The 18,748-nt window shown below is 74.0% G+C and carries 13 protein-coding genes; 6 read left to right on the forward strand and 7 right to left on the reverse strand.

Features of this window, described 5'->3' with window-relative positions; all coding sequences use genetic code 11:
• The first annotated feature begins 31 nt into the window (after nucleotides 1–31).
• Nucleotides 32–352, forward strand: coding sequence for an L-rhamnose mutarotase (locus ACZ4V6_RS26955; protein ID WP_467832244.1), 321 nt, complete (start codon nucleotides 32–34; stop codon nucleotides 350–352).
• Between the two features lie 94 nt (nucleotides 353–446).
• On the forward strand, nucleotides 447–1,475 hold the full coding sequence (locus ACZ4V6_RS26960) for a LacI family DNA-binding transcriptional regulator (protein ID WP_467832246.1): 1,029 nt from the start codon (nucleotides 447–449) through the stop codon (nucleotides 1,473–1,475).
• Nucleotides 1,476–1,667: 192 nt separating this feature from the next.
• On the opposite strand, the gene ACZ4V6_RS26965 is transcribed toward ACZ4V6_RS26960, so the two are convergent.
• Both ACZ4V6_RS26965 and ACZ4V6_RS26970 read right to left on the reverse strand, forming a co-directional pair.
• A complete protein-coding gene (locus ACZ4V6_RS26965) occupies nucleotides 1,668–2,585 on the reverse strand; it encodes a PhzF family phenazine biosynthesis protein (RefSeq protein ID WP_467832249.1) in 918 nt (305 codons plus the stop codon).
• 77 nt (nucleotides 2,586–2,662) lie between these two features.
• Complete coding sequence (locus ACZ4V6_RS26970) at nucleotides 2,663–4,138, reverse strand: MFS transporter (RefSeq protein ID WP_467832251.1); 1,476 nt, start codon at nucleotides 4,136–4,138, stop codon at nucleotides 2,663–2,665.
• Between the two features lie 64 nt (nucleotides 4,139–4,202).
• Here ACZ4V6_RS26970 and ACZ4V6_RS26975 point away from each other — a divergent pair, with 64 nt between their 5' ends.
• Nucleotides 4,203–4,964, forward strand: coding sequence for an ArsR/SmtB family transcription factor (locus ACZ4V6_RS26975; protein WP_467832254.1), 762 nt, complete (start codon nucleotides 4,203–4,205; stop codon nucleotides 4,962–4,964).
• A 282-nt stretch (nucleotides 4,965–5,246) separates the two neighbouring features.
• Here the strand turns inward: ACZ4V6_RS26975 and ACZ4V6_RS26980 are convergent, their stop codons facing one another.
• The 4 genes from ACZ4V6_RS26980 to ACZ4V6_RS26995 all read right to left on the reverse strand — a co-directional run bounded on the left by ACZ4V6_RS26980 (nucleotide 5,247) and on the right by ACZ4V6_RS26995 (nucleotide 9,600).
• Nucleotides 5,247–5,774 carry a hypothetical protein gene (locus ACZ4V6_RS26980; protein WP_467832256.1) on the reverse strand — a complete coding sequence of 176 codons (528 nt, stop codon included), beginning with the start codon at nucleotides 5,772–5,774 and terminating at the stop codon, nucleotides 5,247–5,249.
• 542 nt (nucleotides 5,775–6,316) lie between these two features.
• The gene (locus ACZ4V6_RS26985; protein ID WP_467832258.1) at nucleotides 6,317–7,423 is read right to left on the reverse strand and encodes a class I mannose-6-phosphate isomerase; all 1,107 of its coding nucleotides are present in this window, start codon (nucleotides 7,421–7,423) and stop codon (nucleotides 6,317–6,319) included.
• Complete coding sequence (locus ACZ4V6_RS26990) at nucleotides 7,420–8,259, reverse strand: SDR family oxidoreductase (RefSeq protein WP_467832261.1); 840 nt, start codon at nucleotides 8,257–8,259, stop codon at nucleotides 7,420–7,422. Before ACZ4V6_RS26990 ends, ACZ4V6_RS26985 begins: the two co-directional genes overlap by 4 nt.
• 84 nt (nucleotides 8,260–8,343) lie before the next feature.
• Entirely contained in the window at nucleotides 8,344–9,600 is a 1,257-nt protein-coding gene (locus tag ACZ4V6_RS26995; protein ID WP_467832263.1) for an ATP-binding protein, read from the reverse strand.
• Nucleotides 9,601–10,219: 619 nt separating this feature from the next.
• On the opposite strand from ACZ4V6_RS26995, the gene ACZ4V6_RS27000 reads away from it, so the two are divergent.
• On the forward strand, nucleotides 10,220–11,131 hold the full coding sequence (locus ACZ4V6_RS27000) for an NAD-dependent protein deacetylase (protein ID WP_467832266.1): 912 nt from the start codon (nucleotides 10,220–10,222) through the stop codon (nucleotides 11,129–11,131).
• Between the two features lie 279 nt (nucleotides 11,132–11,410).
• Here ACZ4V6_RS27000 and ACZ4V6_RS27005 read toward each other — a convergent pair whose 3' ends face one another.
• Nucleotides 11,411–12,502, reverse strand: coding sequence for a LacI family DNA-binding transcriptional regulator (locus ACZ4V6_RS27005; protein ID WP_467832268.1), 1,092 nt, complete (start codon nucleotides 12,500–12,502; stop codon nucleotides 11,411–11,413).
• Nucleotides 12,503–12,650: 148 nt separating this feature from the next.
• Here ACZ4V6_RS27005 and ACZ4V6_RS27010 point away from each other — a divergent pair, with 148 nt between their 5' ends.
• Entirely contained in the window at nucleotides 12,651–14,519 is a 1,869-nt protein-coding gene (locus ACZ4V6_RS27010) for a beta-galactosidase (RefSeq protein WP_467832270.1), read from the forward strand.
• Nucleotides 14,520–14,670: 151 nt separating this feature from the next.
• Nucleotides 14,671–18,711 (forward strand): endo-alpha-N-acetylgalactosaminidase family protein, encoded by a 4,041-nt coding sequence (locus tag ACZ4V6_RS27015; protein WP_467832273.1) that lies wholly within the window; start codon nucleotides 14,671–14,673, stop codon nucleotides 18,709–18,711.
• Nucleotides 18,712–18,748 lie beyond the last annotated feature (37 nt).

Here is an 18,748-nt window from a genome sequence, read left to right on the forward strand (position 1 = left end):
GGGGCCCCACCGCCGGCAGCAAGGTGATCCGATGCAACGTGTCTGTTTCCTCCTGAAGGTCCGCTCCGAGAAGGCCGCCGAGTACCGTGAACGCCACCGGGAGGTGTGGGCGGACATGCGTGCCGCCCTCACCGAAGCGGGCTGGCGCAACTACTCCCTCTTCCTGCGGGAGGACGGCCTGCTCGTCGGCTATCTCGAGACCGACGACTTCGAGGCGGCCCGCGCGGCCATGGACGCGACCGAGGTGAACGCCCGCTGGCAGGCCGAGATGGCGGAGTTCTTCGAGGAACCCGACGGGCGGGCGCCCGATGCCGCCATGCGCCCTCTCACCGAGGTCTTCCACCTGGCGTGAGCCGGCGTGCCGGCTCCGCAGGACGGACACCTCCTCCCGCACCGGTCCCGCGCCGGTCCCGCGGCGGGGAGAGAAACAGCGGGAGACACCACACATGACGCACTCCACGCCGACGGTCGGCATCAAGGACGTGGCACGGGAGGCGGGTGTCTCCGTCGGCACGGTGTCCCACGTGCTCAACCGGCCCGACCGCGTCTCGCAGCGGACGCGGCGTCACGTGGAGCAGGTGATCGCGCGTCTGGGGTACGTGCGCAGCGAGTCCGCCCGGCAGCTGCGGGCGGGCCGCAGCCGTGTCGTGGCGGTGCTCGTCCTGGACATGGGCAACCCGTTCTTCGTCGACCTGGCCCGGGGAGCGGAGCGCACGGCCCGGGACGCGGGCCTCGCCGTCACGCTGTGCAACAGTGCGCAGAGCGCGCGGAAGGAGGCCGAGTACCTCGGCCTCTTCGCCGAACAGCGGGTCCGCGGGGTACTGGTCACGCCCGCCGACCCCAGCGGGCGGAGTCTGGGCGGCTTCCGCCGGCACGGGATCCCCTACGTGCTCGTGGACCGGGTGGCGGGGGACGAGGAGGGCTGCTCCGTCTCGGTCGACGACATCGCCGGCGGTGCCATGGCGGTCCGGCACCTCACCGGTGCCGGGCACCGCTCCCTCGCCTTCGTCAGCGGACCGCCCCACCTGAAACAGGTGCAGGACCGCAGGACGGGGGCCCTGAGCGCCGTCGCCGAGGCCGGTCTGCCCCCCGCCGCGTTGCGGGAACTCCCCACCGGGCGCCTCGACGTGGCCGCCGGGCGGGACGCCGGGGCCAGGCTGCTGGGTCTGGCGGCCCGGCCCACCGCGGTCTTCTGCGCCAACGACCTGCTGGCCCTCGGCGTGCTCCAGTTCATGTACACGGCCGGCGTCAAGGTCCCGGACGACATGGCCATCGTCGGTTACGACGACATCGAGTTCGCCGCCGCGGCGACCGTCCCGTTGACGTCCGTCCGTCAGCCCGCCCGCACCATGGGCGCGATGGCCGCGGACCTGCTCCTCCAGGAGGCCGGTGACCGGGCGGACGAGCACCGGCACCAGCGCGTGGTCCTCCGGCCCGAGCTCGTCGTCCGCGGTTCGAGCCTGCCCACGCGCTGACCCCGGCGCCTCGGTGCCGGGCACGCGGTGCCGGGGCGGCGTCACCCGCCGGACACCGCTCGGACAGGGTCCGCGGGAGCCGACGCCCCTCCTCCCCATCGGCCGTCGTCCCCGAGGCCCGTTCCCGGGGACGCGCGGCCTCGTGCACGCACGGGGCCGGCACGCAGAACGCGCCGGCCCCGCGATGCCCCGCTACGTCCGCGGCGCCTCCGTCGGCCGGATGCCGATCGCGGCTCCGGTGACGCGTACCCGTGGGTCACCGGTGACCAGACCGACCTCCAGCAGCGACGGCCGCCCCATGTCGTGGCCCTGGTGGAGGGTGAGCCTCGCGTCCGCCGGGACGAGGCCCAGGTCGCGGGCGTAGGCGCCGAACGCCGCGGCCGCGGCGCCCGTCGCGGCGTCCTCCACCACGCCGCCGACCGGGAACGGGTCGCGGACGTGGAAGACGGTCGCCGTTTCGCGCCACACCAGCTGCACCGTCGTCAGGTCGAGGCGCTGCATCAGCTTCAACAGCCGGTCGAAGTCGTAGTCCAGGTCGGCCAGTCGTCCACGGGTCGCGGCCGCGAGGACCAGGTGGCGCACGCCCGCGAAGGCGATCCTCGGAGGCAGGGCGGCATCGAGCTCGCCGGGCTCCCAGCCGAGCGCCGCCAGGGCCTCCGCCACATCGGCCGGGGCGGCCTCGTGCACCCGGGGCTCGACACTGGTGAGAGTGGCTTTCAGCACGCCGCTCTCTTCTCGGACGGTGACGGGCACGTGGCCCGCGGAGGTGTGGAACCCGAAGTCGCCCTCGCCGAGTCGCTCACCGAGCGCCACCGCGGTGGCCACGGTGGCGTGGCCGCAGAAGCCCACTTCCGCCTTGGGGCTGAAGAACCGCAGCGTGAACGAGCGTCCGTCGTCCGGGTCGGGTCCGGGGGTGACGAAGGCGGATTCCGAGTAGCCGAGTTCGGCGGCGATCGTCACCATCTCGGCGTCGCCGAGGGAGGAGGCGTCGAGGACGACCCCGGCTCCGTTGCCGCCGGTCGGGCTGGTGGTGAAGGCGGAGTAGTGCAACACCTCGTCGGTGAGGTGGCGGGCCGGTCCGGTCGCGGTGGTCTTCGGCGGGTTCGTCATGGTCGATCGTCCTCTCTCGGGGGTTCGTGCGGGGTTCTGGCGGGGATTGCTGCGGGCCTGCCGGGTGGCGGACCGGGTCAGTCTCCCTCCGTGGCGGGTGTGCCGTCCCGGCGGCGGGCGGTGAGGGCGAGCAGGGCTCCGGTCGCGAAGGCCGTCGCAGCGAGGCCGGCCGACAGCCGCAGGCCCGCGGTGAAGCCCGGCGCCGCGGTGGCGAAGGTACCGAACAGGGCCACTCCGACGGCGCTGCCGACCTGCCGGGAGACGTTGAGGACGGCGGAGGCCGTGCCCGCTCCCGCGCCGGGTGCGGCATCGATGATCGCGGCGGTGGCGGCGAGGGCCGTCAGCGTCTGGCCGAGGCCGGTGGCGGTCAGAGCGAACAGGAGAACGGGATACGGGGTGTGGGGCCCGGCAGGAAGCCAGCCGAGGAAGCCGAGCGCGCCCAGCGCGAGGCCGGCGGCCATGGGCACGTACGGGCCGGTGCGGGCGGCGGTCCGGCTGAACAGCGGGGCGGCGATCAACCCCATGCCCACCGACGGCAGCAGGGCAAGACCCGTGGCCAGGGCACTGAAGCCGCGCTCCTGCCGGAAGTACAGGGTGGTCAGGAACAGCATGCCGTAGTAGCCGAGGCTGATGAGCAGGCCGATGGCTGCGGTGGAGGTGAAGGAGGAGACGCGGAACAGGGACGGCGGGAGCAGCGGGGCGTGTCGGCCGCCCGCGTGGGCGCGGGCCTCGAGGGTGCGCTCCACGGCGGCGAAGGCGGCCAGGGCGGCGACGCCGAGGCCGAACGCGGAGAGCACCAGGGGTGAGGTCCAGCCGCGTGCGCCCGCCTCGTTGAGGCCGCCGGCCAAGGCGACGATTCCGACGAGGCCGAGGAGTTGGCCGAGCGGGTCCGTCCTCGACGCCTTGCCCCGCGGCCGGGAGTCGGGCGGGAGGTGCCGCAGCGTCAGGGCGACCGCGAGGGCGGCGACGGGCAGGTTCAGCCAGAACACCGCGCGCCAGCCGATGCCCGGGACCAGCAGCCCGCCGACCACCGGCCCGGCGCCGAAGGCCACCGAGGCGACCGCGCCCCAGACGGCGACGGCGCGGGCGCGTGCCGCGCGGTCGGGATGGGTGGCCTGGAGCAGGCCGAGGGACGCGGGCACCAGCAGCGCCGCACCCGCGCCCTGCGCCAGCCGGCCGGCGATCAGCAGGGCCGGCGAGCCGGCGAGGGCGCAGGCCGACGAGGCGACGGCGAAGACGCCGAGTCCGGACAGGAACGTTCTGCGGTGGCCCATGCGGTCGGCGAGCGCGCCGCCGAGCAGCAGCAGGCCGGCGAAGAGGGTGCTGTAGCCGTCGACGATCCACTGCAGGGCGGTGGCGCCGGTGCCGAACGAGGTACGAACGTCGGGGAGGGCGACGTTGACGACGGTGACGTCGAGCATGACGAGGAAATAGCCGAGGCTGAGCGCGATCAACGGAGCCACGGCGAGCGCGGGCGGACGGGCGTCGGTGGTCCGGACGGTTGCCGGTCCCGTGGCCGGCCCGCTGCGGGCGGCGAGGTTCGTCGTGGTCATGGAGAGATCATCGAAGCCGGAAACTTCGTCGCACGTGAAAGTGTCGACGTCGTACGCTGCGACCATGACGGACGAGCCGCTCAAGCAGCAGACCGACATCGCCCGCGCCGCGGCGCTGATCGCTGACCCGTCGCGGGCCCGCATGCTCAAGTGCCTGGCCGACGGCCGCGCCCTGCCCGCGAGCGCACTCGCCGGCGAGGCGGGTGTCAGCGCCGCCACCGCCAGCGTGCACCTGGCCAAGCTGGTCGGGGGTGGGTTCGTCACGGTCAGCCGGCAAGGCAGGCACCGCTACTACCGCCTGGCCGATCCGGACATCTGCGCCGCCCTGGAGGCCCTGGCGCTGATCGCGCCGCCGCTGCCCGTCACCTCGCTGAGACAGAGCAACCGCACCAACGCCCTGCACCGCGCCCGCACCTGCTACGACCACCTGGCCGGACAGCTCGGTACCGGCCTGATGGGCGCGCTGCTCGACCGCGGCGTGCTGACCGGTCACGACGGCGTCCACCGCCCCGAGGAGGCCGTGAACGACCGTCCTGCCTCCTACGGACGCGACATCCGCTACGAACTCACCGACAGCGGCCGGGTCCGGCTGCGCGAATTCGGCGTCGAGACCGACCGGTTGCCGCCGCGCCGCCCCGCGGTGCGCTACTGCGTCGACTGGAGCGAGCGTCGGCACCACCTGGCCGGCGGTCTCGGCGCGGCACTGACGGCCCGGCTGTTCGAGCTGGACTGGGTGCGCCGCGGCGCGGCGCCGCGCGTGGTCCGGGTGACCGACGAGGGGGCGGCGGGTCTGGAGCGTTCACTCGGCCTGACTCTCGCGCGGTAGCGGGGTGACCGCAGGTCACCGCGCCCACGCTCAAAGGGCGTTCGGTCCGGACGGACCGCCCCTTCTGCCCCGGGCCGCCCCCTCGGGGTCGTGAAGGACGGCTGCCGGTCGGCAGGGCCGGACCGAGCGAGGCACGAAGGAACCGTCGAGCGGGACGTCGACCGCCCGAAGCGGTGGCGTGGCCCGGCCGCCCGCTGCGGGAAGGCCGCGGCCGCCCACTTGGCCGGCCCCCACGTCGCGGACGCCCTCCTCCGGCCCACCCGGTGATCCGGACGAACGGCCCTAGCCCGCCCAGCTCCGCAGCAGCCTCTCCCGCTCCGCGCCCCGCGGGGTCCCGCCTCCCGACGCGCGGCCCCACTCCGACATCGCCGCCAGCGTGGTCGCCATCGTCGCGGCGCCCTCCGTGAGACGGGACAGGAGGACGCGGGAGAGCTCGACCTCCGTCGGCGAGTAGCCGGCGGCCGCGGCCGCGTAGACCGAGAGCTCGTGGTCGGCGTCGGACGACGCGACGCGCACCGTCATCAACGCCGGGGCCTCGTCCGTCCGGTCCGGCCCCATGGGCATGGCCAGGTTCACCACCATCGTCAGGGCGAGGTCCTTGAACACGCCGGCCTGCCGCGCGAGGGACTTCACGGGAACGTCCGTCACCGTCAGGGCACGCACGTCCTCCCACAGGTGGACGCCGGACTGCCGGTCGCCGAGCGCCACGACGCCCTCGGGGGCCAGGCGTACCCCGGGCGCCAGACCGGACGGCTTCGCACCCACGTACACGTCGCCCTCGGCTATCCAGAACAGGCCCACCATGGCCATGCGTTGCTCACTTCTTCCTGCGGCGGCACCGCCGCCGGTCTCGTGTCGGAACGATCAGGCCTCCTCCCCAACGAGCGGAGGAGCGGGGGGAGTTCCCCCTGTGCCGGGGCGTTCCGGGGACGTTCGTCCGGAGCCCATGATAGGTCCGTGAAGATTCCCGGCCGGCGGACCGGACCGTCCACCGGCCCCGGAGTGCGGGCCGTGGAAGCCCCGTCGCCTCCCCGCCGGCCGGCGGCCCACGGTCCCGGTCGTGGTGCCCGCGGTGGAGACGGACGAGGAGCGGGACGCGATCGTCTCCGACGGGACGGTGACGCGCCCGGGGCGGAGGACCTCCGTGCGCGTCTCGGCCGGGGCGGCGCACCGCCGCGCGCTCCGCGCCCCTCCCCCACCGAGGTCGTGCGGCAGCACTTCCTGGTGGCTCCCGCCGGGTGGCGCCCGGCCGGGCTCTTCGATTCCGAACCGGCCATGACCGGCGACCGCGCGTACGGCTTCGTGGGCGTGGGCCTGTTCGTCACCCGGGTCCGGGACGTCGCCCCGGCGGTTCAGGACGCCCGGGGGTTCGCGTCGCCGATGTCCGCGCCGGCGCCGAGGGTGCCGATGAGGTGGAGCGGGTAGCCGGCTTCGAGCAGGGGGGCGTGGACGTCGCGGGCGAGGTCGGGCAGGTAGCCGAACAGGACGTCGGCCGGCCCGGTGATCTCGGCCTCCTCGCAGACGGCGGGCAGCAGGAGCGTCTCCGCCCGGCCGAGTTCTTCGCTCCAGCCGCCGGTCCGCACCCGTACCGGGGCACCGACGTTGGACAGGATCCGGGCGGTGGTGAACGTGTGGCGCAGCGGTTGCGCGGTCCCGGCGCGCCAGCGTTCGAGGGCGAAGTACGGGCCGGCGCACAGGAAGACCCGTTCCACCCCGTCGCCGACGGCGATGCTCATCCCGGGCGTGAAGTCGGGTCTGGCCGTCAGGTCGGCCTGCCGCATCAGCATGTCGAGGTGGGAGCCGAACTCCTCTTCTCCCACCGGGGAGCCGTCCTCCATGTTCCAGCGCATCGCGTGCTGCTGGATGTCGGAGGTCTGCTCGATCTCGTAGACCAGGGTGTCGGGTCCGAAGCTGTGCAGGGTGCCACCGGGCACGTAGAGGGTCTGGCCCGCCCGTACCGGGAGGCGGCGCAGGACGGCGTCGAAGTCCTGCGCCTCCAGTGCGGCCCGCAGCCGGTCGGCCGTCACGCCGTCCTTGACGCCGCACAGGGCGGTCGCGCCGGGGGCGGCCGCCAGGATGTGCCAGGCCTCGGTCTTGCCGTTGGGCTGCCCCTCCAGGCGCCGGGCGGTCTCGTCGTCGGCGTGCAGGTGCACGGGCAGGGTCCCGGTGGCGTCGATGAACTTCGTCAGGACGGGGAAGTACCGGCCGGACCACCCGTCGCCCATCAGTTCCCCGGGATGGTCGTGGACCACCTCGCGCAAGGTCCGGCCCGCCAAGGGCCCGGCGGTCACCACGCCGCTGCTGCCGTCGACGTCGCTGCACTCCCAGGTCTCGGCGACGCTCCAGTCCGGCAGGCCGGTCTTGCCCAGGCGGCGGGCGATGGCGTGTCCGCCGAACACCAGCGGCTTCGCCGTGACCGTCAGCCGCAGCGGGTACAGGTGCTTCCCGCGGGACCTCACAGGATCGGCTGCCCGCCGGTGACCGCGATCCGGGCCCCGGAGACGTAACTGGCCTCGTCGGAGGCGAGCAGCACGTAGACCGGTGCCAGCTCGGCCGGCTGGCCCGGCCGTCCGAGCGGAACCTGGGACCCGAAGCTCTCCACCTGCTCCGGTGGCATGGTCGCGGGGATGAGCGGCGTCCAGATGGGGCCGGGAGCCACGCTGTTGGCGCGGATGCCCTTCGAGGCCAGCATCTGGGCCAGGGAACCGACCATGTTGGCGACGCCCGCCTTGGTGACGTTGTACGGGAGCAGTTGCGGCGGCGGACTGTCGGAGTTGACCGAGGTGCTCCCGATGATGGCCGATCCGGGGCGCATGTGTGGAACGGCGGCCTTGACCAGGTGGAAGAAGGCGCTGATGTTGATCGCCAGGGTGCGGTCCCACTCCTCGTCGGGGATGTCCTCGACGGAATCCCGTGTCATCTGGAACGCGGCGTTGTTGACCAGCACGTCGATCCGGCCGAACTCCTTCACTGCCCTGTCGACGATCGACCGGCAGTGCGCCGGGTCCGCCACGTCACCGGGCACCAGCACGCACGTACGGCCCGCCTCCCTCACCCACCGCCGTGTCTCCTCGGCGTCCTCGTGCTCGTCGAGGTAGGAGATCAGGACGTCCGCGCCCTCACGGGCGTAGGCGATCGCCACCGCACGCCCGATACCGCTGTCCCCGCCCGTGATCACCGCGGTCTTGCCCGTCAGCCGTCCGGATCCGCGGTAGCTGTTCTCGCCGTGGTCCGGCCCGGGGACCATGTCGGACGTGAGACCGGGAGGGGTCTGCTGCTGGCGGGGCTGGGACATGGTCGCTCCTGCCGTGCGGTGGAACCGGGCGCAGTGGTCGTCGCCCGGCTTCCCTCCCATGCTGGCCCGCCGGCCGGCAACCCGCTACGGGAGACCCAGGCGGGCGACGAACACGCTGCGGCCGTCGGTCGCCTCCTGCGTCTGGATGCACAGGCTGATCTCGACCAGCCTGCCGTCGCGGTGCAGGGCCGGCATCGTCACCGGGCGGCCGAGGATGTGCGGTTGCCCGGTGAGCAGCAGGGAGGTGAAGGCGACGACGTGCCGCTCCCGCAGGTGTTCCGGGATGATCGTGGTGATCCGCCGGCCGATGAGGTCCTGCGCGTCCCAGCCCAGGAGCCGTGCCGCCGCCGTGTTCACGGCGATGATCCTGTTGCCGTCGTCGGCGGCGACGGCGGGGGTGCTGCTCGCCTGCAGGCGGCTGGGGTCCCAGGGGGCCAGCTCGGGGGGTGTGGTGCTGGGCTCGCGGGGGGCCTCCGTCCACGCGGTGGGGGCCTTCCCGGCGAGCTGGTCGGTGATCTGGCCCAGGAGCCAGCGGGTGGCGGCACGGACCTGCGGCAGGGCCGGCCGGGTCAGCAGCCGCCCCCGGCGGGCCGTCTCCTGGGCCGCCTCGAGGACGCGGCCCAGGGTGAGCACGGCGTCCCGGGCACCGGCGGGGATCCGCGCACGCAGCGTGTACAGATCCCCGTGGCTGTGTTCCTCGGACGCGGAGGCCAGAGCCGCGCTGATGACGTGGTTGGTGTCGTGCGCGGTCAGCAGGTCTTCGGGCGGGGCGGAGGGCGGGCCGTCGCCGGACGCCGCGAGCAGGGATTCGCGCAGCAGTGCCGCGCGGTGCTGCTGGGCCGCCCTCTGCAGCGCCCCGGGCGAGTCGATCAGTTCCACGGACACCGTCGGGACCCGCGTGGAAGAGGGGGCGTCCGTGGCGACCCAGCCCGACGTCGGCGGCTCGGGCGTGTCGGGCCACAGCTCGAACCAGACCGTCTTGTGGTCCTCGCCGACCTGGACCCCGTGGCTGGAGGCCAGTTCCTCGACCAAGCCCAGACCCCGTCCGGTACTGGCGTACGCCGTACCGCCTCGGTGGGGCACCAGGCCGCGGTTCGGCTCCTGATCGCTGACGCGGACGTGCACCCGCCCGTCCGTGACCCAGGCCCGGACTTCCACCTCGGTGTGGGCGTGCACCACCGCGTTGGTCACCAATTCGCTGACCAGCAGCTGCGCGGTGTCCGCCGCGTCCGGGGACACGCCGTCCAGCACCTCACGGACGAACCGCCGGGCCACCGCGGCGCTCTGCGGGCGCGGAGGCAGCCGGCGTACCGGTGTGCTTGCCGGGCTCGGTACGGCCATGCCGCCAGTGTGCCCGCATCGACGTCGCCTGTCCTCCACAGTGATCACCCGGGGCAGACGCCGGCCGGGCCACCGCGCCCGGGCCCTCCCGTCACAGCGGGTCCTGCGCGGTCGCGTGGCCGGCCCGTCCCGGTCGGAGTGCCCTGGTGGAAGTACATCCGCCGGCCCGTCTCCGTCAGGCGCCCCGGAGAGCTCCGCCGTACCCGGCGGCTCTGGTCGCCGGCGAGGTACGCCGGATGGACGACGCCCGGAGCGAGGAGGACGCCGGACATGTCACCGACCTCGGCCGAAGGCTGTCGGGGACACCGGGCCGCCGCTCGTCACCGTGAGGACCGACTCCGCGTCCCACCGGCGTCCGGAAACCCCGGTCTCGGTGAACCCCGGAGCCAGAAGTTCCAGGACACGGGCCGGGGAGACACGCACCCCGGGGCCGAGCAGTCGCCTCTCCCCGGCGACGGCCGCCCGCACGGCCCGCTCGCTCTCTTCCGCCGTGCGGAAAACCCCACGGGCACCGCCGGCCGGAGCACGGCGGACCGTCCACGCGACACCGCGCGGCGCGGTGGGCCGTCGTACGGCCGGGCGGAGCGCTCGCAGGGAGCCCGTTCCGTACCCTGGCGGCATGCGTATGCGCCCCACTCTGAGCTGGACCCCCACCGAGGACCTGCCGCCGGGCACCGTGGATCCGGAGCCGGTCGTCGAAGCGCTGCGCGCCGGCGGGGTGCTGGTGCTCAGCGGGGCGGGCATCTCCACGGAGTCGGGCATCCCCGACTACCGGGGCGAGGGCGGGAGCCTGAGCCGGCACACCCCGATGACCTACCAGGACTTCACCGGCTCCGCCCGGGCCCGGCGCCGGTACTGGGCGCGCAGTCACCTCGGCTGGCGCACCTTCGGCCGCGCGCTCCCGAACGCCGGGCACCGGGCCGTGGCCGCGTTCGGGCGGCACGGGCTGCTGTCGGGGGTGATCACGCAGAACGTCGACGGCCTGCACCAGGCCGCCGGCAGCGAGGACGTCGTGGAACTCCACGGGAGCCTGGGCCGGGTCGTCTGCCTCTCCTGCGGCGCCCTCACCCCGCGCCACGAGCTGGCCCGGCGGCTGGAGGAGGCCAACGCGGGCTTCGAGCCGGTGGCCGCCGGCATCAACCCGGACGGTGACGCGGACCTGACCGACGAACAGGTCGGTGACTTCCGCGTGGTGTCCTGCGCGGCCTGCGGCGGCGTCCTCAAACCGGACGTGGTCTTCTTCGGCGAGGCGGTTCCGCCCCGGCGCGTCGAGCACTGCCGCCGGCTGGTCCGCGAGGCGGCCTCGCTGCTGGTCCTGGGCTCCTCGCTGACGGTGATGTCCGGTCTCCGGTTCGTCCGCCAGGCGGCCGAGGCCGGGAAGCCGGTGCTGATCGTCAACCGGGACCCGACCCGGGGCGACCGGCACGCCCTCACCCGGGTCGCGCTCCCGCTCGGGACGGCCCTCACCACCGTGGCCGGCCGTCTGGACATCCCCGTCGACGGACGGACGGGGGGCGGGACGGGGCTCTGACGGGAGCGGGGCGGCCCGGCGCGCCCGCGGGGACGCTCCCCCGTCGGCCCGCCGCACCCGTCCCGGCGATGTGGCGTCCGCCTCCGGCGAAGCCCTGCGGCACCGCCTCGGCGAAGGCGGCGATCGACTGGTGGGGACGGCCCGGCACCCGCACCGCCGGGGTCTGCCACGCCGGCGCCGCCCCCTGCGTACCGCAGCCGCACCGGGCCGCCGCCCGCCGCGTCGGCGTGGCGCCGCCGGCCGTCGCGCCGGCCACCGCGGCGTGCGCCCCCGTGTCCGCTACGCCGGGGTCCGGTCCGCCCGGCCACCGGGCGGCGGTGCCGTACTGGCACGCACGATCAGCGCCGGTTCGACGGACGCCGGTTCGGGCGCGGCGTGCGGGTCCGCGATGTGCCGCAGCAGGTGGGCGACCGCCAGCGCGCCCATCTGGGTGAACGGCTGGGCGACCGTGGTGAGCGAGGGTGAGCAGTACTCGGCCAGCGCGATGTCGTCGACGCCGACGACGGAGATGTCCTCGGGCACCCGCCTGCCGAGCTCGTGCAGGGCCCGGATCACGCCGAAGGCCATCTCGTCGCTCGCCACGAACACGGCGGTGGCGTCGGGGATCTTGCCCAGGATCAGCCCGTTGCGGTACCCGGACCCGGGTGTCCAGTCGCCCTCCAGCACCGGTGGCGCGGACAGGCCCGCGGCCTCCAGGGTGTCGCGCCAGCCGGCGCAGCGGCTGGCGGCGTCGAGCCACTCCTTGGGCCCGGCGACGTGCCACACGCTGCGGTGCCCGAGCTCGATCAGGTGCCGTGTCGCCAGGCGGGCCGCGAGCGTCTGGTCGACGGCGACGACCTCGGTCGCCGGGGTCCGCGACCCGTCGACGGTGACGGTCGGCACCGCCCGGGTGAGCTGCTCGATCCGCGGGCTGACGTGGACCAGCGGCACGGCGAGGACGACCCCCTCGGCCCCCTGTTCCGCCAGGCGTGACAGGGCTTCCTCGATCGCGGCCGTGTCCAGGGACGCGGTGGTCGCGGTGCTGATCTCGTAGCCGGCCGCCCGCGCCGCCGTCTCGATGCCGAACGTCAGGTTCGTGCGCGAGTAGAAGGTGGTCTGCAGGGTCACGACGCCGATCGTCCGGCTGCGCCCCGAGGACAGCGTCCGTGCCGCGTTGTTCTTGCGGTAGCCGAGCTGCTCGACGGCGGCGAGCACCTTGGCGCGGGTCTTCGCCTTGACGTTGGGGTGCCCGGCCAGCGTCCGGGAGACCGTCTGCGCGGAGACGCCGGCGAGCCGGGCCACATCGGTCATGCCGGGCTGCCGTGCGAAGCCGTCGCCTGCCGCACCCGTGCGCGTGGGCGCCTCGCCGGCTTCCGGTGTTTCCGATGCCATCGTCCGCTTCTCCAGGAGAACCGCGGCGTCGGCCGCGTCGTCGCAGGTACCGCTGTCGGGCGCAGTCTATCCATCCCTCTCTATTGGCATCGATAACAACGTCTGCCATAGTTCCCGCCAGCGTGGCTGGCGAGGCCGAGAGGAAGAGATGGTGTCATCGATAACATCAGGTCCCGCCGTGGGCGGGACGACGGACGGCCGGGCGAGCGGTACGCCGTCCGGACGGCCCGCGTCCGCGCCGGGACCCGTCCTGACCCATCCGCACGGCACGCTCCTGCGGGCCGGCCGGCCGCACCGCGTGCTCGCCGGGTCGCTGCACTACTTCCGCGTCCACCCCGCCCAGTGGGCGGACCGGCTGGAGCGGGTCGCGGCCATGGGCCTCAACACCGTGGACACCTATGTGCCGTGGAACTTCCACGAGCCACGGCCGGGGCGGTACCGCTTCACCGGCGGACACGACGTCGAGCGCTTCGTCCGGACCGCCCAGGAGACCGGCCTGGACGTGATCGTCCGGCCGGGCCCGTACATCTGCGCCGAGTGGGACAACGGCGGACTGCCCGCCTGGCTGACCGGACGGCCCGGCATGCGCCTGCGCTCCTCCCACCCGCCCTACCTGGCGGAGGTCGGACGCTGGTTCGACGAGCTGGTCCCGCGCCTCGCCGCACTCCAGGCGGGACGGGGCGGGCCGGTGGTCGCCGTCCAGATCGAGAACGAGTACGGCAGCTACGGCGACGACCGGGGCTACCTCCAGTGGGTGCGGGACGCCCTCGTGGAGCGCGGTGTCACGGAACTGCTCTACACGGCGGACGGTCCCACCGAGCTGATGCAGGACGGCGGCGGCCTGCCGGGACACCTGGCGGCGGCGACGTTCGGCTCCCACGCCCGCGAGGCGGCCGAGCTGCTGCGCGCGCGCCGCCGCGACGAGCCGTTCGTGTGCGCCGAGTTCTGGAACGGCTGGTTCGACCACTGGGGCGAGAAGCACCACATCAGGTCCGTGGAGAGCGCGGCACGGACGCTCGACGACATCCTGGACGCCGACGGCTCGGTCAGCCTCTACATGGCGCACGGCGGCACCAACTTCGGCCTGTGGGCGGGTGCCAATCACGACGACGGCGCGCTCCAGCCGACGGTGACCAGCTACGACTCCGACGCGCCGATCGCCGAACACGGCGCGATCACCCCGAAGTTCCACGCGTTCCGCGAGCGGCTGCTGGCCGTCACCGGGGCGCCGGCCCGCCCGCTGCCGCCCGAGCCGGCGCTGCTGGCCCCCCGCACGGTCCCGGTGCGCGCCGGGGCCCCGCTGCTGGAGGCGCTGCGCGCCGTGTCCGAGCCGGTGGCCTCCCCGCACCCGCTGAGCTTCGAGGAGCTGGAGCAGGCGTCCGGTCTCGTCCTCTACCGCGCCGAACCGCTCCTGCCCCGCGGCGGCCACACCCTCACGGTCACCGGGCTCCACGACCGCGCCCAGGTCTTCCTGGACGGCGCGCCGCTCGGCGTCCTCGACCGCGAGACCGCCTCGCTGGAGGTCCAGGGCCGGGGCGAACGGGTGCTCCTGGAGCTGCTGGTGGAGAACCAGGGGCGCGTGAACTACGGTCCGATGCTCGGCGGGCGCAAGGGCATCCTCGGCGGTGTCTCGGTCGGCCGGCGGCTCGTGCACGGCTGGACCATGCACCGGCTGCCGCTCGACACGTGGACGCGGGAGGACCTCGCGCGGGCCGTGTCGGCCGCCGGCCCGGACGGCTCCGCCGGGTTCGCGACGGCGCGGTTCACGGTCCCCGAGCCCGCCGACGCCTTCCTCGCGTTCCCCGGCTTCGCCAAGGGCTTCGTGTGGGTCAACGGCACCCTGCTCGGGCGTCACTGGGAGATCGGCCCCCAGCGGACGCTCTACGTGCCCGCGCCCCTGTTCGTGCCGGGCGAGAACACCGTCACCCTGCTGGAGCTGGAGCGGCCGGGTGACCGGCTGGAGCTGTGCGAGGGGCCGGAACTGGGGCCCGCCGAGGAGTACGTCGAGACCTTCTGACCCTCCCCGGGCGGCTCCCGCCCGTCCCCGCACCCGGCGATCGACCGTCTGTCCCCGTCCCCGGCCGTCGTTCCTTCGCGGCCGCCGTCACGATCTCACCGCCGTCTCCCGTCCCTCACCCGATCCGAGGAGGAAGTACCAGGTGGAAACCATGACGTCCCCGTCGCCCCGCCCGCCCGGGCGCAGACGCGGCCCGCGTCCCGGCTCCGTGGCCGCGGCCCTGGGCCTGTGTCTGGGCATGCTGTCGACCGCGGCCGTGCCCGCCGGAGCGGCGCTGCCCCGAGCCCTGTCCGCCCCCGCGCCGGCGGCGGCCACGCCGGTGCAGCTGAGCCGGGGCGGGCTGACCGTCACGGTGGCCGAGGAGTTCCCGCAGGTCATCTCCTACCGGCTGGGCACCCGCACCCTCGGCGGACAGGCGTCCGTCCTCGACACCTTCACCGTCAACGGCACCCCGCACCGGGCCACGACCACCATGAAGGCGGAGGCGAGCAGGGCCACCTACACCTCCGTCTTCGCGGACCTGCCCGGCCTCACCATCACCTCGACCATCACGGTGACCGAGGACACCACGGTCGTCTTCGCCGTGGAGAAGATCTCCGGCGAGGCCGCCGCCGGCGTGCGGACCCTCGCGATCCCCGGCCAGTCCCTCGTCTCCGTCGACTCCTCCGCACCGGGCGCCAACCTCGCCCGGACGAAGATCTCCACGGACTCGACGACGACCGCCGACCGGTTCGTCCCGATCACCGACGGCACCGCCCCGGACGCGGCGCCCGTCGGCACCCCGTACGCGTTCGTCGGCAACGCGCAGCTGTCCGCGGGCATCGTCACCAACGCCACCGAGGACTCGCCGCAGAACGACAACAGCAACGGGAACACCCGCCTGCAGTCCCGCATCGTCGACGCCGGCGACGGCAGGCGCCGCGCGGAGCTGTCCGTCGGCACCTACACCCACCACCCGCAGGGCGCGACCGACCCGCGGGTCGCCACCTACGAGCTGCCCCGGGCGACCGTGGTCCTCGCCGCCGACGCCAACGGGGACGGCACGGTCGACTGGCAGGACGGCGCGATCGCGCACCGGGAGCACATGCGTCGCCCGCTGGGCGCGGACCGGGTGCCCGAGCGGGTGGTGCAGCGCATCCCGTTCAACTTCGCGAGCCAGGCCACCAATCCGTTCCTGAAGACGCTGGACAACACCAAGCGCGTCTCCATGGCCACCGACAACCTCGGGCAGTGGGTGCTGGAGAAGGGCTACGCGAGCGAGGGCCACGACTCGGCGCACCCCGACTACGGCGGCAACGAGAACGTGCGCGCGGGCGGGCTGAAGGACCTCAACCGGCTCACCGGGACCGGCGCCGGCCACAACGCGGACTTCGCCGTGCACGTCAACGCCACCGAGGCGTACGCGCAGGCGAAGACCTTCAGCCAGGAGCTGGTCGCGGGGCAGCCGAACGGGTGGGACTGGCTCAACCAGGCCTACCACATCGACCAGCGCAAGGACCTCGGCACCGGCGCCGTCCTGGACCGCTTCGCGCAGCTGCGCAAGGAGGCCCCGCAGATCAGGACGGTCTACATCGACGCCTACTACTCCAGCGGCTGGCTGGCCGACGGACTGGCCGCCGGGCTGCGGAAGATGGGCTTCGAGGTGGCCACCGAGTGGTCGTACAAGTTCGAGGGCTCGTCGGTGTGGTCGCACTGGGCCGCCGACAAGAACTACGGCGGCGCCACCAACAAGGGCATCAACTCCGACATCGTCCGCTTCATCGCCAACTCCGACCGCGACGTGTGGAACGTCGACCCGCTGCTCGGCGGCGCCAGCGTCGTCGAGTTCGAGGGCTGGACCGGCCACGACGACTGGAACGCCTTCTACCGCAACATCTGGACGGACAACCTGCCGACCAAGTTCCTCCAGCACTACCGGGTGATGGACTGGGACCGCGGCAGGTCGGCGACGCTCACCGACGGCGTGCGCGTCCGGGCCGAGGACGGCCGGCGCGTGATCTCCATGGGTGACGCGGTCGTCCTCGACGGCGACACCTATCTGCTGCCGTGGGGCGACGCGCAGAGGGGCGACGGCACCACCTCGCCGAGCGACGCCGACAAGATGTACTTCTTCAGCGCCTCCGGCGGCACCCGCACCTTCGAGCTGACCGGCCAGTTCGCGAGGAACAGGAACTTCACCCTGTACGCCCTCACCGACCAGGGCCGGGTGAAGAAGGCCCGGGTGAAGGCCGAGGACGGCAAGGTGACGCTGACCGGGGAGAAGGGGCAGCCCTACGTCCTGGTGCCGAACGGCGGCAAGGCACCGCACGAGGACGCCGCGTACGGCGAGTTCACCGGGCTGACCGATCCCGGGTTCAACGGCGGGAACCCGGACGCCTGGAACCCGCGGGGCGACGCCGCGATCACGCGGGCCGGCAACGGCGACAACGTCGTCCGCCTCGGCAGCGGTGCCTCCGGCATCTCCCAGCGGGTCTCCGGTCTGACACCGGGCAGGCGGTACACGCTCAGCGCCGACGTCGAGATCGGCCCCGGCGGACGCCGGGACACCACGCTCCGGGTACGCGGCGCCGCCGCCCCGGCCGTGAACACCTTCGACATCACCCCGGCGCGCAACTGGACGGCGGCCGACGAGAAGCGCGACACCTACTCCCAGCGGGCCTCCGTCGCGTTCACGGCTCCGCGTGGCGGCAGGGTCACCGTCGAGCTCGGCGCCGGTGCCGGCGGGGCCGCGGTGGTGCTGGACGACGTACGCGTCATGGCGGACACCACCGCACCGCTCCCCCGCGCCGGGGACGGCACCGTCGTCGCCCACGACGACTTCGAGGGCAACCAGCCGGGCTGGGGCCCGTTCGTGAAGGGCGACGCCGGCGGGGTCACCGACCCCCGTACGAGCATCAGCGACCTGCACGCGCCGTACAGCCAGAAGGCGTGGAAGAACACCTACTCCCCGTACGACACCGGCACGTTGCGGGGCAAGGCGGTCGACGACGTGCTCGCCGGGCGGCACTCGCTGAAGTCGCACGCGGAGAACACGGGGCTGGTGTACCGCACGACGCCGGCCACGGTGCCGTTCGAGGAGGGCCACAGGTACCGGATCTCCTTCTCCTACCAGACCAACATCGAGGGCCAGTGGGCCTGGGTGACCGGCGCGGACCGGGTCGCGGACGGGAGGACGGCCTCCCGGGACATCACCCGTGACGTCCTGGAGCCCGCCCTGGACACCGCCACGTACTCCCGCGAGATCGTCGCGGGCTGCGGGGACACCTGGGTCGGACTGCGCAAGCTCGGCGGCGCCCGGGGCACGGACCTGGTCGTCGACGACGTCACCGTGACCGACCTGGGCGAGGCCGGGGCCGGGGCCGCCTGCGCGAACGTGAGCGTGCCGGCCGGTGCCGAGCTGAGCCCCGGGGTGCCGGGCGCGTTCGTCACCACCTTCACCAACGACGAGTCCACCGACGTCGTGAACGTCGGGACGGCGCTGCGCGGGCTGCCGGAGGGCTGGAAGGCGGAGGTCGCGAAGAAGGACGGCAACCTCGTCGGGACCGTGAAGCCGGGCGCGAGCGTGAGCACCACCTGGCTGCTGACACCGCCCGCCGGCGCGGCCGGCACCACCGTCACCTGGCAGGCGACCGCCGCCTACGCCCACGCCGGGGCCACCAAGACCGTCTCGGCGGACGCCCGGGCCGCGGTGACCACCGAGCCGTTGCTCTCCCCCGGCTCGATGACCGCCACCGCCGACTCGGAGAACGGCTCCTCCGGCGACGGGGAGGGACCCGTGTCGAACGTCCTCGACGGTGACCCGGGCACCATCTGGCACACCGACTACACCGGCACCCCCGCGCCCTATCCGCACTGGGTGACGCTGGGGCTCGGCGGCGCGGCCGACGTGGACGGCTTCGGCTACCAGACCCGGCAGAGCGGCGGTCAGAACGGCCGCGTCGGCGGCTACGAGGTCGCCGTGTCGGAGGACGGCACGCACTGGACGACGGTGGCGAGGGGCACGCTGAAGGACGTGCCGCAGATGCAGCGCGTCTCCTTCGACCGGGTCCGGGCCTCGCACGTGCGGTTCACGGCGCTGGACGCGCTCAACGGGCAGCCGTTCGCCGCGGCCGCGGAGATGCGGGTGTACGGCACGCCGGTGGACCTGCCGACGGGGTACCCCCCGGGTGAGCGGTCCGCCGACCGGGGCTGACCCGGCGCGGGGCCGGCCCCGGCTGCTTTGCCGCCGG

The sequence above is a fragment of the Streptomyces sp. NPDC029152 genome (assembly GCF_055564355.1).

Excerpts from the sequence above, each read along its gene's own strand:
- ACZ4V6_RS26980 (WP_467832256.1), bottom strand. The coding sequence starts at position 5,774 with ATGGCCATGGTGGGCCTGTTCTGGATAGCCGAGGGCGACGTGTACGTG.
- ACZ4V6_RS26965 (WP_467832249.1), bottom strand. The coding sequence starts at position 2,585 with ATGACGAACCCGCCGAAGACCACCGCGACCGGACCGGCCCGCCACCTC.
- ACZ4V6_RS27005 (WP_467832268.1), bottom strand. The coding sequence starts at position 12,502 with ATGGCATCGGAAACACCGGAAGCCGGCGAGGCGCCCACGCGCACGGGT.
- ACZ4V6_RS26995 (WP_467832263.1), bottom strand. The coding sequence starts at position 9,600 with ATGGCCGTACCGAGCCCGGCAAGCACACCGGTACGCCGGCTGCCTCCG.
- ACZ4V6_RS26975 (WP_467832254.1), top strand. The coding sequence starts at position 4,203 with ATGACGGACGAGCCGCTCAAGCAGCAGACCGACATCGCCCGCGCCGCG.
- ACZ4V6_RS26955 (WP_467832244.1), top strand. The coding sequence starts at position 32 with ATGCAACGTGTCTGTTTCCTCCTGAAGGTCCGCTCCGAGAAGGCCGCC.
- ACZ4V6_RS26990 (WP_467832261.1), bottom strand. The coding sequence starts at position 8,259 with ATGTCCCAGCCCCGCCAGCAGCAGACCCCTCCCGGTCTCACGTCCGAC.
- ACZ4V6_RS26960 (WP_467832246.1), top strand. The coding sequence starts at position 447 with ATGACGCACTCCACGCCGACGGTCGGCATCAAGGACGTGGCACGGGAG.
- ACZ4V6_RS27010 (WP_467832270.1), top strand. The coding sequence starts at position 12,651 with ATGGTGTCATCGATAACATCAGGTCCCGCCGTGGGCGGGACGACGGAC.
- ACZ4V6_RS27015 (WP_467832273.1), top strand. The coding sequence starts at position 14,671 with ATGACGTCCCCGTCGCCCCGCCCGCCCGGGCGCAGACGCGGCCCGCGT.
- ACZ4V6_RS26970 (WP_467832251.1), bottom strand. The coding sequence starts at position 4,138 with ATGACCACGACGAACCTCGCCGCCCGCAGCGGGCCGGCCACGGGACCG.
- ACZ4V6_RS27000 (WP_467832266.1), top strand. The coding sequence starts at position 10,220 with ATGCGTATGCGCCCCACTCTGAGCTGGACCCCCACCGAGGACCTGCCG.